The following is a 13,036-nucleotide window of genomic DNA, read 5'->3' as shown; positions in this document are numbered from 1 at the left end:
TGCAGCTATAGCATTAGCGAAAGATAGGTTTTGTTTATTCAAGTGGTTTAGCTTCTATTCTTTGCATGCTGCTTCACTGAAAAAGAAAACTTTCAGACATTCGTGGTCTTAATCAGGAGCTTTCTGTATTTGGTGAAGATGCTGGATTTAGACACAAAACCGATGTATTTTTCATCCAGCAGAACAGGCAGGTTCCAGGCCCCTGATTCGTCAAACTTCTTCATCACATCCGCCATATTATCATCGTATTGCACCACGGCAGGAGGTTTAATCATAAGTTCCTTTACCTTAACCACGTCATACTTTTCTGATTTGAACATGATTTCGCGTACATTTTCCAGTAGAATGATGCCTTCCAGCTTCTGCTCCGCATTCACTACCGGGAATAAGTTGCGGCGGGAATCAGCGATGACCTGTACCAATTCGCCCAGCATGGCATCCGGCGAAACAGGCTGAAATTCCGTCTCTATCAGGTGGCGGATTTTCATGATATGCAGAATCGTGCGGTCCTTGTTGTGCGTCAGCAGCTGTCCTTTCTGCGCCAGCTTTTTGGTGTCCAGTGAGTAAGGCTCGAAGTATTTAACTAGGGCAAAAGACGTGGCTGCCACTATCATCAGGGGTATCATGAGCGTGTAGCCCCCGGTGATTTCGGCTATGAGAAAGACAGCGGTGAGGGGGGCATGCATCACGCCACTAAGAATTCCGGCCATGCCCACCATCGAAAAACTGCTGACGGGCAGGCTGCTAATGTTGAGGAGGTTGACAAGCCGTGAGAAGAAAAAACCTGTGGAGGCCCCCACAAACATAGAGGGGGCAAAATTGCCTCCATTTCCGCCGGAAGCGATAGTGATAGTCGTGGCAAAAACTTTTACCAGTGCCAGTGCCCCCACAAAACAAAGCACCAGCCACTCGTTCGTGCCGAAAAAGGCAAGCCAGCTGTCCTGCAACAATTTTTCCGCATTGTTCTGTTCGAGTAGGGTGATGCTGCCGTAGCCTTCCCCGAACAAGGGCGGGAACAGCATAATCAGCAGCCCCAGTAACATGCCCCCGATGATGGCACGGGTATAGGCTTTGCCCTGGTACAATTCAAACAGCTCCTCCACACGCAGCGCCATGCGGGTATAGTATACCGATATTATACCGGCCAGTATACCCAGCAGCACATAGAAAGGCACATGGTTGGCGGCAAAAAACTCGATTTGTCCGATATTGAAGAGAATTTCTTCCTGCAGTATTATTCTGGAACAGAGTGCGCCGACCACTGCCGAAATAATAAGCGGAATAAAAGCAGCGATACTGATATCTGTCAGCAGCACTTCAATGGCAAAAAGAACACCAGCTATGGGCGCATTAAATACCGCTGCAATGCCGGCCGCCGCGCCACTCGCTAACAACAAAGTACGGTCGCGGTAGTTCAGGTGATATTCCCTGCCGTAATTGGAGCCGATGGCAGAACCCGTTACAACAATGGGAGACTCCAGACCTGCTGAGCCACCAAATCCGGCCGTTATCCCGCTCGTGAGCACATGCGAAAACATTTTATGCCGCTCCATCATACTTGATTTCTGCGAGATGTTAAATAACACATTCGCTGTTCCACGCCCGATTGTGCCGTTAAAAAGCGTGCGCACCAGCAACACTGTGAGCAGGATACCAATAATTGGGAAAATAACTAGCCAGTAAGGCTGGTCTAACAGGCGGTTTCCATAAGCCAGTAATACATGGATATAATGCACCAGTGATTTTAGGGCAACTGCAGCCATTCCGGCTGTAAAACCAACAAGTACACTGGAAATAAGCATAAACTCACGGTCGGAGGTATGGCGCCGTAGCCAAAGGAGAGGGATTTTTAATTTCTTGTAATGAGGCATTGCAGGTGCACTTCCTGAAGGAGTTGTTTTAGATAAGTAAAATTAGGAAGAACAAAGGCTAACAAGAACCTTATGCAAGTATAAATTTTTATTTTGATGGCTGGAAAAAAGGAATTTACCTTCAGAGGAGGCTTAAGGAGATGAAAGCACTGCATAAAGAATCTAACGGATATCCAATTCTGGATACATCGCCTGGGGCTGCATATACATAGTTGGGGAGCCTCTCTTTAGTTGTTTTGCGATGCGCTCACAAAAAAAAGCTGATCTCCATAACCTACTGGCACTTTTTACTGTTATAAATAGGTTGTATTGCTATCTAGGTATGGAAAGATTTAGATAAGCACTCTTAAAAAAATGGCGAAACAGGCAGAGCACGATAATGATTTTCTCATTCTTACGGATGAACATGGCCCTTTTCATATAATCGGCGATGTGCACGGCTGTTTTGAAGAATTGCTCGCGCTGTTGCAGCGACTGCATTATAACATCCACTTCAATGACGAACAGCAGCAATACAGGGTAAAGCCGCCTGAAAATTTTAAGGCTTTGTTTGTTGGCGACCTGGTAGACCGTGGACCCAATTCCCCGGAGGTGCTCCGTCTGGTTATGGATATGGTGGAGGCAGGGCAAGCCTACTGTGTGAGTGGCAACCACGATAATAAGCTATACCGCCAACTACTGGGCCACAATGTGCAGGTGCGGCATGGCCTGGAGTTAACTGTCGCGCAGATGGAGCGCTATGATGCTGCGTTTCATGAGCGGGTTAAAGTCTTTTTGGGTAAACTCCCGCATCACATCATTTTAGACCAGGGGCGGCTGGTTATTGCACATGCCGGACTGGAAGAACGCCTGCATGGCCGGAATTCAAAGGGAGTCCGGGCTTTGTGCCTGTATGGCCCTACCAGCGGTGCACAGGATGAGCGCGGCCTGCCTGTACGTTTAGATTGGGCCGCTACCTATTGTGGTAAAGCAATTGTGGTATACGGACATACTCCCGTACATGAACCCATCTGGCGTAACAATACCATCAACATTGACACAGGCTGTGTCTTTGGAGGAAGCCTTACCGCCTTAACTTATCCTGACCATGAGCTTACCGCTGTAGAGTCATTCAGGCAGTATGCGCACTCTGTAAGGCCCTTTATTCACCAAACTTCTCACGAGCAGCAGCCTTCTTCTCCTTCTTCTCCTTTTTCTTCTTCTTGAGCACCTGCTCCTCATATTTGTCATAGTTCACTACCTCTTCAAGGTGTTCCCTGTGCAAATACTTCTTAAATTCCTTCAGGTTTGTATATTCCCAAAAAGGAATTTTATTCTGCACTGCCGTACGGCCTATAACATGCGCCGCCACAGGGGCCGTGATGAGCGTGAACGTGATAACGGCCAGTACTTTGAGCAGCATACTTGGCTGGTTAAAGTATATGCCGAGCCCGAACAAAATGAGTCCCAGGCCAAGGGTGCTTCCTTTTGTGATGGCAGACATCCGGATGTAAAAATCAGGCAGGCGGAGCAACCCAATCGTAGCCACTAGTATGAAAAAAACCCCGGACAGGATAAATACGCAGCTGATGATATCCTTTACCAGGATCCAGTCTATGTTTTCAAGCATGGTCATTTAGTGATTTTCATGAGATAATAGGCAAATGAAATGGAGCCCAGAAACCCGAACAGGGAGAGGATAATCGCGACGTCAATGAGATCCTCATTACCTGTAAACTCGGTGTAGATAGCAATGATACCGATCACGTCGGCTACGATCAGGTCGAAGGCCGTGATTCGGTCTGGCAAGGTGGGGCCGATAGCAAACCGTACAGCTGTCAGCAGCAGGCAAAAGCTAAGGACAACCATCGAAATTGTTAGTGTTGTCTGAAAAATGCTCATGTTGTCAGCTCTAGTATTCTTCGTTCAAAGCCATTCTTTATTTCCTGCTTCAGGGTCTCCGTGTTATTGTCTTTCACATACAGGGCATGGATATAAAGTATCTTTCTGTTCTTGCTTATATCAAGACTCAGCGTTCCGGGGGTAAGCGTAATCATATTGGCCAGCAGCATAATCTCAAAATTTGTTTTTAAACGCAGGGGGTATGCAATCACGGTTGGATTCATGTAATAGCGCGGTGTTAAAATATCGAAGGCTATTTTCATGTTAGCCAATAGCATTTCCTTCAGGAAAAAAAAGATGAAATTAACGGCCTTCGGCAGCTTCCGGAAATAAGTGCGCCGATAGAACCACGTGGTCAACCAGAGCAGGATGAACAACAGCAGAAAAGCCAGTGAAGCTGTTGCCGCATTATAAGGCAGCGGGGCCAAACCCTGCCGAAGAAAAAGAAAAACAACCACAAAGGTCAGAATACTGTGAAAGAAAAATACCCGCATATGTGTACGTTATGTCCGGACTGAAAGCTGCCTTGCCCACCAGGGGAAGCTCCCCTGAATTTCGCCTCCATGCTTACTTCTTAAGTACGGCTTCTATGTAACTATTGGTGTATAGTAATTGGTTGGCTGCTCTCTGTGCCAGTGCTATGACAGGCTGTGCATACAGGCTGATTAGCAGTATAAACACGAGGAGCAACACTAGGGGTGCGTACAGGAGCATCGGGTGGCGTATGCTTACTGCTTTTGCAACTGCAGGCTTACTGGATTTGGGTGGCTTGGCTTTCCAGAATACTTCATTCCAGATCTTTGTCATTGAAAAAAGCGTGACTAGGCTGACGCAGAGCGAGACAGCCACAATGCCGTAGTTACCAGCTTCAAAACCGCCCATCGCCAACATGAATTTTCCCCAGAAGCCAGACAGCGGGGGGATGCCTGCCAAGGCCAGTGCCGACAAGAAAAACAGGAGGGCCAGGAACGGCTGTTTCAGATAAAGGCCTCCCAGCTTTTTTAAAGAGAAGGTATGATGTTGCTGTGCCACCACGCCGCTCACCAGAAACAGGTTCGTTTTAACGAGTATGTTATGGATAATGAAATAAATGCTGCCTGCCAGGGCCAAGGGCGTGAAAATAGCCAAACCCATCAGCATATACCCAATCTGGCTGATAATGTGGAAGGAGAGGATTTTCCTGAAATCTTTCTGGGCGGCAGCACCTATCACACCAATTACCATGGTGAGGGCAGACAATACCAGCAACAGAGGCTGCATAAAAGCGGCGTCTGGTATAAAGATCAGCGTGAAAAGCCGAATTAAAGAATAAATACCTATTTTCGAGATGAGGCCTGCAATAAAGGCAGAAATAGCAATCGGGGGGGTGTGATAGGAGGCCGGTAGCCAGAAAAAAAGCGGGAAAATAGCAGACTTTATTCCAAACCCGGTCAGGAAGAAAACACTGCAAAGGGTGAGCAATGGCAGGTTGGGGTGGTCTGGCTGACGAACAACCTGGGCCAGCTCTGCCATATTAAGCGAGCCGTAGAGGGAATACACCACTCCTACACCTGTCAGCAGAATTCCTGAGGCGAAAAAGTTTATGGTGACATACTTCAGTGTGCCTTCCAATTGAGCCCTTGTGCCGCCCAATGCCAGGAGGGCAAAGCAGCAAATCAGCAGCACCTCAAACCATACATACAGGTTAAAGATATCACCCGTCAGGCAGACACCGCTCACACCCAACTGCAGGAACAACAGCAGTGGAAAGTAGCCGTATTTCTTGCGCATGCTGTCCAGGCCCTGTAGCGAGAACAGGAAAACCGCGATGCCAACAATGGAGGCACTCGCTAAGATGAGGGCACTAAAAAGATCGGCTACAAGTGTTATTCCAAAAGGAGCAGGCCATCTTCCGATCTGCGTCGTCAGGAAGCCAGTTTGTGACACCTCGTAAAGCAGCAGGCCCGCCGATACAAACCACCCCAATTGTGCCGTTGCCGCTATGAATACCTGTGCCCTGACCCGCTGCCAGAACAGCAGGCAGAACACTGCTCCATAGAGCGGCAGAAGTAAGGGTAGTAAAAGGAGCAGGCTAGGGTTCATGCGTGGCTGATCTGTTGCTGTTGCCAGAATCAAAGACTCTGAGAGCATGTTTAAAATTCATGTTTTGCGCTGCAAACCGCTCATAAAGGAACCTGTCTTCACCTTTTTCTCGCACCATAGCGCTGCTATGCTGCTCAAAAAACGCTTCGCCAGAACCCTTTCTGAACAATTTTCGCTTGCAAAAATGAAATTTAAACATGCTCTGAAAATGGGTTTATGAAGGATTCAGGTTTTATCGGTGGTTTTCAGGTCATCGAGGTTGTTCGACTTAAGGGTTTCGTACACCCTTCGGATAAGAACAATGGCAAACGCCTGCAGGCCGAATCCGATCACAATGGCTGTGAGCAGGAGGGCCTGTGGCACCGGATCGGGGAAAGGATCTTCCGCTACTTCCTTATCCAGCGGAATAATGGCTACATCTCCGGTTGAAATGCCGCCTACAACAAACAGGAACAGGTTAGTTGCCAGCCCGAAAAGAATAAGGCCAAGGATAAGCTTGAACAGGTGGCGGTGCAAAATAAAATATAGGCTGACCGAGAACAAAGTGCCGATGAGAAAGGGTAACAGAACCTCCATATTTATTCTTTAGACATTGTAAAGATCATTTTGAGCACCATGCCCAATACCAGCAAATAAACACCCGCGTCAAAGAGCAGCGGTGTTCCCAGCGAACCCAGCACCGGGAGGTGCACATCCATCCAGAAAGCAGCCATATAAGGCTGGCCCGCCAGCAAGCCGATAGTGCCGCTGGTAACAGCCAGCAGTAACCCAAAGGCTATGATATATACCGGCCTTACCCGCACAAATATATAATTCCACCGGTTTTCCTTATAGCCTTTGCGCCGGCCCCTTAAGTTGGCGTTCATAATTTGCATGAAATAGCGGGTGCGGCTATGCCCGGCCTGGCGCGGGTAATGGTAAAGTGTCAGGCTGAAGAAGACCCGGGCGGTGGCATTCGCCCCGTGTGCCAGCACATGAAACACAAACGCGATAGAACCAATTAGCCCGCCTATGAAACCGCCCCCGGGATGGTTATGCCCCCTGAAGAGGATGTATACCGAGAAAAGCAGGAACACGGGCGTGAGCAGGCGGATGGCTGTGGAAAAAATAATGGTCCTCAAGGCTTACCTCCTTTCTCCGGTTTCAGGCGCAGCAAGGCAAATATCCCCAGGGCCGCCACTGCCAGCACCGTTATCTCTCCTAGTGTATCCAGGCCCCGGAAGTCGACCAGTATCACATTCACCACATTCCTGCCATGCGCCTGCAGGTAGCTGGCCTCGCCGTAAAATTCCTTCAGTTCTGATTCCACAGCATGTTCCTGCACTAACAGCAGTGTATAAGTCATTACAGCACCAAAAAGGATGGAGATGGCAATGAATTTATATTTCCGGAACTGGTGCGACAGGTACCAGAAAGCAGGTAGTTTGTGCAGCAGGAGCACAAAAATCACGACAGTGAGCGTTTCTATCAGTAACTGGGTGGCGGCCACATCCGGGGCTCCGTAAAGAATGTAAACCAAGGCTGCGGAATAACCCACCAAGCCCATGACCACGATAGAAGTGAGGCGGGAGCGGGTACCCAGTATATAGAGCAGGGCCGCCACTACCAGCACAAATAGTATGACTTCGTATAGCTGGAGTTCCTGCCAAATATCTGCTCTACCCAAAAGATTTACGTGGGGGGCATCTCTCCACAAGACAAAGAGCATCAGCCCGCAGAAAAAGAGGACAATATAAATGATGTAGTTGCGGAGGTACCCGTTTTGCAGGGTATTAATAAATTGTTTCGCCTCTTTCAGAAATCCTTCGAAGCCTGCTTGGTACAAACTGTCAGGTCCGTAGCGGTATAGCTTTTGCAGTCTGGGGGTTGTTTTGTAAAGCCCCGGCAGGTACCGGTACAGCAGGTAACCCAGCAAGAGCGTCAGCATGCTCAGGCCGAACACGGGCGTGAAACCGTGCCACAGCGCCAGCTCGAAGTGCACGTGCTGCCTGGGCAGGATGCTGACTGCAGCACGTTCTAAAAGGGGTGCCGGAAACAGACCGGCAATAAGTCCGAAAACCAAACCTATCAGCCCCAACACCAGCGGAGGGAGGTATAAATTTGGAGAAGCATGATGTAGTAAGGCAGTAGGATGGCAGGTTTTTGCCCAGAACAACCTGTAACTCATGAGTGTGGCCACAGCTACAAAAGTAATCCCGGCCAGTATGTTCACCCCTAAAATAAACCAGTTAAAGACTTTGCTTTCCAGCGATGCCTCGTAAAGCAGCTCCTTCCCGACAAAACCGAAGAAGGAAATAACACCTGCCATGGACAAAGCTGCCAGAGTGGCCGCTATACCCGTGTATGTCATGTTCCTGCCTAAGCCCCTCAGTTCACTTACCTGGCGTGTACCGGTGCTGTGATCCACTGCGCCGGCCACTAAAAACAAGGTGCCTTTATACAAGGCGTGCGCCAGCAGAAATACCAGCATCGCTTCAATTGCAAGCACGGATCCGATGCCCAGCATCATCACCAGTAGCCCTAGGGCACTGATGGTGGTATAGGCCAGTATGGCTTTCAGATCTGTTTGCTGTAGGGCCATTAATGCGCCTGCCACAGCGGTTGTGCCGCCTACCACAAGAAGAGCGGTCATCCAGAGCTCTGTGCCTCCTAAAACCGGAGAGAGCCGGGCCAGTAAGTAAATGCCAGCTTTTACCATGGTGGCAGAATGCAGGTACGCACTTACCGGAGTGGGGGCTGCCATGGCATTCGGCAACCAGAAATGAAACGGGAACTGTGCCGATTTGGTGAAACACCCGAGCAGGACAAGCAGCACCGCTGGCAGGTATAAGGCATGCGTTACTACTTCGCCGCTGCCACTGAGTATCATGCCGCTGAAGGTATAGCTGCCGCTGGCAATGCTTAACAGGATAAGTCCTCCCATCAGTGCCAGTCCTCCGCCACCTGTCACCAGCAACGCCTGCCAGGCAGAGGTGCGGGACTCTTTCTGATCGTGGTTAAAGCCGATAAGCAGGTAAGAGCTGATGCTGGTGAGTTCCCAGAATAGGAACAGGCAAAAGATATTGTCTGCCATCACCACCCCCAGCATGGACGTCATGAACAGCGTGAGGTACATATAAAAGCGCCCCAGCAGCGGATGCTTACCCAAGTAGCCGTAGGCGTAAATCACAACCAGGAAGCCGAAAAAGGAGATCAGCAGCGCAAACAGCAGACTAAGCCCATCCAGCTGGAAAGTGAGATTCATACCCAATTCAGGCACCCAGGTAACAGACTGGAGTATGCTGCCTCCTTCCAGCACCTGCGGCACCTGCGCACAGAAGTAAAGAAAGAGGCACAGGGGCAGCAGCGCCAGCGGAAAAACAGTATACCTGCCCAGCCAGTTGTAGAGAAGCGGCGCAGCAAAGGCAACCAATAAGCCGGCGAGGAGGGTGTAGAGCATGAAAGTTTTACTTAATCTATATATTTTAGCATAAACCGTATGATAAGATACTTACCTGCCTGCGCTTATTAAGTTACAGGCTGTTGAAGTTAGCTTAACGTATTTATTACTTATTCAAAGAAAAACAACCACCCACCTATCATGAACACACTGAAAAGATTGCTCATCGGCCTGGATCTCACACCTATGGATGATACACTTATATTGCTGTAAAGGAAAGCAACCCGGATGGAAACAAAGCGCCGCGGGTAGGGGAAATTGCCGTGGAGCATGATCCGCAAAATCAGTTTTCAGTTACTGGAGCAACTGTATCAAGGACGGCTTTATGTCCATCGCCACTATAAAATAAGTTAATCCTGTATTGATATAAAAGAGACGGAGGCAACAGGAGTATGCATGTTCAACCTGCATAACGCGGCAGAAAAGGTTACGGCATCACATTACATTCTGCTCCTGTCGTCTTCACGCGCAGCCATCCCGGCTGTGAGGTCCACCAGCACACTGGAGATAAGCATGAATTCCCGGTCGGAGATGAGCCTGTTTGGCGCAACAACACCCTTAACATAGATTCCGGTTGCGTTTTTTGGGGTAGCCTGACAGCCTTATCTTACCCTGGCAATGAGATTACTTCGGTGAATGCTATTAAAAACTATGCTGATCCGGCACGACCGTTTATTCAGTATCATCAGCACGTTTGATGCTATTGTGCGGTTCCTTCGGGTATTTTTTCTGGCCGGCATACTCTTTCAGCCTGTTCTCACGCAAGTACTCCTCAAACTCCTCGAGATTTGTTTTTTTCCAGAAGGTAACTTTTTTGTGGATGGCAGTGCGCGTAATGGCATGAGCTGCTACAGGTGAAGTGATGATGGTAAAGAAAAGAATCGCCAGGATTTTAAACATCATTTCAGGATCGTTGAAATAGACGCCAATCCCCAAAACGATTAAGCCCATCCCCAGCGTAGCCCCTTTGGTGATGGCCGACATACGCGTGTAAAAGTCCGGGAGCCGCAACAGCCCGATAGCGGCCACCAGCATAAAAAACACGCCCATCAGAATAAGCACACTACTGATAATTTCCTTAACAAAATGCAAATCTATATTCATCGGCTGTTATCTTCTTAACATGTAGTAGGTAAAGGAAATCGACCCTAAAAACCCAAATAGCGATAAAATTAAGGCGACATCGATCAATTCGGCATCTACTGTCAGTTTGCTGTAAATCACAATAATGCCGATCACGTTCGCCACAATCAAATCGAAAGCAGTGATACGATCGAGCAGGCTTGGCCCCATGGCAAACCGGATAGCCGCCAGAAGCAGGCAAATTCCTAAAACAAAAAAGGCTATCAGAAGTGTGTTTTCAAATATGTTCATCGGGTTATTTCTAATATTCTTCGTTCAAATCCGTTTTTCAGTTCCTGCTTCAGTTTTTCTGCGTTACCCTCGTCAGCATACAGCAGGTGTACATAAAGCACCGAGCGATCTTCTGAAATATCTACACCCAGGGAGCCTGGGGTAAGGGTGATCATGTTGGAGAGCAAACTTATTTCAAAATCAGTAGAAGCCTGGAGCGGTAAGGCCACTATGGCAGGATTCATAAAATAACGAGGCGTCATGATATCATAGGCAATTTTCAGGTTTGCCATAAAGAGCTCTTTCAGGAAGAAAAAGAGCAAGCTGACCACCTTCGGTATCTTAATGAAATAGCGCTTGTCATACAATAAAGCACTCAGCCATAATAGTGAAAAAACGGCGAGAAAGATAAGAATACTCATAGCGGCAGTAAACTCAAGCCACTCCTGCTGCACCAATATCCAGTTCACGACAAAGGCGGCAATTATAAAATGAATAATGAATGTTTTCATGGCGCTTTCCTGTCCTTAGTTCTCTTTTAATACGGCGTTAATGTATATTTCGCTATGAAGCAGTTCTTCGGCAGCCTGCATGGTCAGGTGAATAAAGGGTTCTGCGAAAATACCGAGTGCCAGAATAACAGTTAACAACAGCAGCATAGGCAGCTGCAGCATCTTTTTGAATGGCTGTTTGTGTAGTAGGTTTACTGGAATGTCCTTTGACTTATCCTTCAGAAAAACCTGGTTCCATATCTTTGTGAGGTAAATGATGGTGATAACCCCGGCTCCAAGGGAGATGCCAGCAATGGTGTAAAAGCCACTTTCAAAGCCTGCTTTGGCCAGCATAAATTTACCCCAGAAGCCAGAGAAAGGCGGAATGCCAGCCAATGACATAGCCGAAATGAAAAATATAATCGCCAGAAGCGGACGCTTCTTGTATACACCTCCCAGGTACCTGAAGTTAAAAGAACCCTGTTCCTGCGCTACAGCACCACCTACCAGAAACAGGTTCGTTTTTACTAACATATTGTGCATGATGAAATAAACAGAGCCTGCAATGGCCAGAGGTGTGAAAATAGCAAGCCCCATGAGCATGTACCCGATCTGGCTCACAATACTAAAGGACAATACTTTTCTATAGTCATTCTGAGAAGCAGCCCCCAGAACCCCTACCACCATTGTTAAGCCAGCCATTACCAGGAGTACATCTGTCGTGAATCCCGGCTCAACTTTAAAGATAAGCGTAAACAGCCTGACCAGTACATATAGCCCCACCTTGGTGAGAAGGCCTGCGATGATAGCTGAAATAGCTATGGGAGGCGTATGATAGGAGGCAGGAAGCCAAAAAAACAAAGGGAAAACAGCTGCCTTTATTCCCACACTCACAATAAAGAACATACTAGCCACGACAAATAGCCCTTGCATATGCGGCAGGTTCTGCGCCTGAACGGCTATCTGGGCCATATTAAGGGAGCCAACCATCCCATAGATGGTACCAATACCTACCAGCAAAAGCCCCGAGGCAATCAGGTTGATGGTCACATACTTTAAGGCACCTTCCAATTGCTGCTTTGTGCCCCCAATCGTGATCAGTACAAAAGCGCAAATCAAGAGAATCTCAAACCAGACATACAGGTTGAATAAATCACCTGTCAGTAAGGTGCCACCTATGCCCATTTGCATGATCATTACAACAGGGTAGTAGCCAAAACGGATGCGGGGTTTATCTAAATCATAAAATGAATAGATGATGACGGCCAGGCCTGCCAACGCACCAGCTGTGAGCAGCAGGCAACTGAAGAGGTCGGCTATGATGGTAATTCCAAAGGGTGCAGGCCAGCCACCTATCTGTATAGTCGCTATGCCCTGCTGCACTACATGCTGTAGCAGCCAGATGGAACACCCCGTCAGGCCTATTTGCGTTAGTAGCGCGATTATCTTCTGGATGACAATCGCCCGCCAACAGAAGATACATAGAACAGCACCAATGAATGGCACCAGCATGGGTAGAAGTAATAGCAGGTTATCTTGTAACTGCATTTGGTTTATTTTTCTGTTGAATCAATTTTATCTGTATTTTTGAGCTCGTCTATGTCTTCTGAATCTGATACCTGGTAGAGGCGCTTCACTAACACAATGGCAAAAGCCTGCAGCCCGAACCCGATCACGATTGCTGTTAAGATCAGTGCCTGAGGCACAGGATCTGCAAAAGGTTCGAAGGCTACATCGGCATCGCCGGGAATAATGGCGCTTTGCTCTCGCGTCAGCCTGCCAATAGCAAATACATAGAGGTTACTGGCCAGGCCGAATACCATCAGGCCCACAATCAGTTTAAAGAGGTGCCGGTGTAAGATCATGTATAAAGAGGCCGCGAAAAGCAGGCCTACTGCAATTGTAAAAATTAAATCCAT

General features: G+C 48.1%; 15 protein-coding genes. 2 read left to right on the top strand and 13 right to left on the bottom strand.

What is annotated here, in order from left to right; genetic code table 11:
- Window positions 1-92 precede the first annotated feature (92 nt).
- Window positions 93-1,871: a chloride channel protein gene (locus DXT99_RS12520; RefSeq protein WP_115565899.1), complete on the bottom strand. Its 1,779-nt coding sequence runs from the start codon at window positions 1,869-1,871 to the stop codon at window positions 93-95.
- 354 nt (window positions 1,872-2,225) lie between these two features.
- Here DXT99_RS12520 and DXT99_RS12515 point away from each other — a divergent pair, with 354 nt between their 5' ends.
- Window positions 2,226-3,077 carry a metallophosphoesterase gene (locus tag DXT99_RS12515; protein ID WP_115565898.1) on the top strand — a complete coding sequence of 284 codons (852 nt, stop codon included), beginning with the start codon at window positions 2,226-2,228 and terminating at the stop codon, window positions 3,075-3,077.
- Here DXT99_RS12515 and mnhG (DXT99_RS12510) read toward each other — a convergent pair.
- The 7 genes from mnhG (DXT99_RS12510) to DXT99_RS12475 form a co-directional block, all read right to left on the bottom strand.
- Window positions 3,013-3,486 carry a monovalent cation/H(+) antiporter subunit G gene (gene mnhG, locus DXT99_RS12510; protein ID WP_246000703.1) on the bottom strand — a complete coding sequence of 158 codons (474 nt, stop codon included), beginning with the start codon at window positions 3,484-3,486 and terminating at the stop codon, window positions 3,013-3,015. The two genes, DXT99_RS12515 and mnhG (DXT99_RS12510), sit on opposite strands and share 65 nt — an antisense overlap.
- Window positions 3,483-3,719 (bottom strand): monovalent cation/H+ antiporter complex subunit F, encoded by a 237-nt coding sequence (locus tag DXT99_RS12505; RefSeq protein ID WP_246000701.1) that lies wholly within the window; start codon window positions 3,717-3,719, stop codon window positions 3,483-3,485. Before DXT99_RS12505 ends, mnhG (DXT99_RS12510) begins: the two co-directional genes overlap by 4 nt.
- A gap of 29 nt (window positions 3,720-3,748) precedes the next feature.
- Entirely contained in the window at window positions 3,749-4,246 is a 498-nt protein-coding gene (locus DXT99_RS12500) for a Na+/H+ antiporter subunit E (protein ID WP_115565896.1), read from the bottom strand.
- A 73-nt stretch (window positions 4,247-4,319) separates the two neighbouring features.
- A complete protein-coding gene (locus DXT99_RS12495; RefSeq protein WP_246000689.1) occupies window positions 4,320-5,882 on the bottom strand; it encodes a proton-conducting transporter transmembrane domain-containing protein in 1,563 nt (520 codons plus the stop codon).
- A 177-nt stretch (window positions 5,883-6,059) separates the two neighbouring features.
- The gene (locus tag DXT99_RS12485) at window positions 6,060-6,410 is read right to left on the bottom strand and encodes an NADH-quinone oxidoreductase subunit K (RefSeq protein WP_115565893.1); all 351 of its coding nucleotides are present in this window, start codon (window positions 6,408-6,410) and stop codon (window positions 6,060-6,062) included.
- Window positions 6,411-6,412: 2 nt separating this feature from the next.
- A complete protein-coding gene (locus DXT99_RS12480) occupies window positions 6,413-6,955 on the bottom strand; it encodes an MnhB domain-containing protein (RefSeq protein WP_115565892.1) in 543 nt (180 codons plus the stop codon).
- On the bottom strand, window positions 6,952-9,273 hold the full coding sequence (locus DXT99_RS12475; protein WP_115565891.1) for a putative monovalent cation/H+ antiporter subunit A: 2,322 nt from the start codon (window positions 9,271-9,273) through the stop codon (window positions 6,952-6,954). Before DXT99_RS12475 ends, DXT99_RS12480 begins: the two co-directional genes overlap by 4 nt.
- Before the next feature lie 396 nt (window positions 9,274-9,669).
- Here DXT99_RS12475 and DXT99_RS27040 point away from each other — a divergent pair, with 396 nt between their 5' ends.
- Window positions 9,670-9,840 carry a hypothetical protein gene (locus DXT99_RS27040; protein ID WP_181885118.1) on the top strand — a complete coding sequence of 57 codons (171 nt, stop codon included), beginning with the start codon at window positions 9,670-9,672 and terminating at the stop codon, window positions 9,838-9,840.
- Between the two features lie 105 nt (window positions 9,841-9,945).
- Here the strand turns inward: DXT99_RS27040 and mnhG (DXT99_RS12470) are convergent, their stop codons facing one another.
- From mnhG (DXT99_RS12470) to DXT99_RS12450, 5 genes are read right to left on the bottom strand one after another with little or no spacing between them, the layout of a single operon-like run.
- A complete protein-coding gene (gene mnhG, locus DXT99_RS12470) occupies window positions 9,946-10,377 on the bottom strand; it encodes a monovalent cation/H(+) antiporter subunit G (protein ID WP_115565890.1) in 432 nt (143 codons plus the stop codon).
- A gap of 6 nt (window positions 10,378-10,383) precedes the next feature.
- Window positions 10,384-10,647 (bottom strand): monovalent cation/H+ antiporter complex subunit F, encoded by a 264-nt coding sequence (locus DXT99_RS12465; RefSeq protein ID WP_115565889.1) that lies wholly within the window; start codon window positions 10,645-10,647, stop codon window positions 10,384-10,386.
- Complete coding sequence (locus DXT99_RS12460) at window positions 10,644-11,138, bottom strand: Na+/H+ antiporter subunit E (protein WP_115565888.1); 495 nt, start codon at window positions 11,136-11,138, stop codon at window positions 10,644-10,646. Before DXT99_RS12460 ends, DXT99_RS12465 begins: the two co-directional genes overlap by 4 nt.
- A gap of 15 nt (window positions 11,139-11,153) precedes the next feature.
- Window positions 11,154-12,665 carry a proton-conducting transporter transmembrane domain-containing protein gene (locus tag DXT99_RS12455; RefSeq protein ID WP_115565887.1) on the bottom strand — a complete coding sequence of 504 codons (1,512 nt, stop codon included), beginning with the start codon at window positions 12,663-12,665 and terminating at the stop codon, window positions 11,154-11,156.
- Between the two features lie 5 nt (window positions 12,666-12,670).
- A complete protein-coding gene (locus tag DXT99_RS12450) occupies window positions 12,671-13,036 on the bottom strand; it encodes an NADH-quinone oxidoreductase subunit K (RefSeq protein ID WP_115565886.1) in 366 nt (121 codons plus the stop codon).

The sequence above is a fragment of the Pontibacter diazotrophicus genome (assembly GCF_003367245.1).
GTDB lineage: Bacteria > Bacteroidota > Bacteroidia > Cytophagales > Hymenobacteraceae > Pontibacter > Pontibacter diazotrophicus.
This window is presented reverse-complemented; position numbering and strand designations above follow the sequence as displayed.

Bases quoted from the DNA above. Each gene is read 5' to 3' on its own strand.
- DXT99_RS12450 (WP_115565886.1), bottom strand. From the start codon at position 13,036: ATGGATTTAATTTTTACAATTGCAGTAGGCCTGCTTTTCGCGGCCTCT.
- DXT99_RS12485 (WP_115565893.1), bottom strand. From the start codon at position 6,410: ATGGAGGTTCTGTTACCCTTTCTCATCGGCACTTTGTTCTCGGTCAGC.
- DXT99_RS12495 (WP_246000689.1), bottom strand. From the start codon at position 5,882: ATGCTCTCAGAGTCTTTGATTCTGGCAACAGCAACAGATCAGCCACGC.
- mnhG (WP_246000703.1), bottom strand. From the start codon at position 3,486: ATGACCATGCTTGAAAACATAGACTGGATCCTGGTAAAGGATATCATC.
- DXT99_RS12500 (WP_115565896.1), bottom strand. From the start codon at position 4,246: ATGCGGGTATTTTTCTTTCACAGTATTCTGACCTTTGTGGTTGTTTTT.
- DXT99_RS12505 (WP_246000701.1), bottom strand. From the start codon at position 3,719: ATGGTTGTCCTTAGCTTTTGCCTGCTGCTGACAGCTGTACGGTTTGCT.
- DXT99_RS27040 (WP_181885118.1), top strand. From the start codon at position 9,670: ATGTTCAACCTGCATAACGCGGCAGAAAAGGTTACGGCATCACATTAC.
- DXT99_RS12465 (WP_115565889.1), bottom strand. From the start codon at position 10,647: ATGAACATATTTGAAAACACACTTCTGATAGCCTTTTTTGTTTTAGGA.
- DXT99_RS12475 (WP_115565891.1), bottom strand. From the start codon at position 9,273: ATGCTCTACACCCTCCTCGCCGGCTTATTGGTTGCCTTTGCTGCGCCG.
- DXT99_RS12455 (WP_115565887.1), bottom strand. From the start codon at position 12,665: ATGCAGTTACAAGATAACCTGCTATTACTTCTACCCATGCTGGTGCCA.
- DXT99_RS12460 (WP_115565888.1), bottom strand. From the start codon at position 11,138: ATGAAAACATTCATTATTCATTTTATAATTGCCGCCTTTGTCGTGAAC.
- DXT99_RS12520 (WP_115565899.1), bottom strand. From the start codon at position 1,871: ATGCCTCATTACAAGAAATTAAAAATCCCTCTCCTTTGGCTACGGCGC.
- mnhG (WP_115565890.1), bottom strand. From the start codon at position 10,377: ATGAATATAGATTTGCATTTTGTTAAGGAAATTATCAGTAGTGTGCTT.
- DXT99_RS12515 (WP_115565898.1), top strand. From the start codon at position 2,226: ATGGCGAAACAGGCAGAGCACGATAATGATTTTCTCATTCTTACGGAT.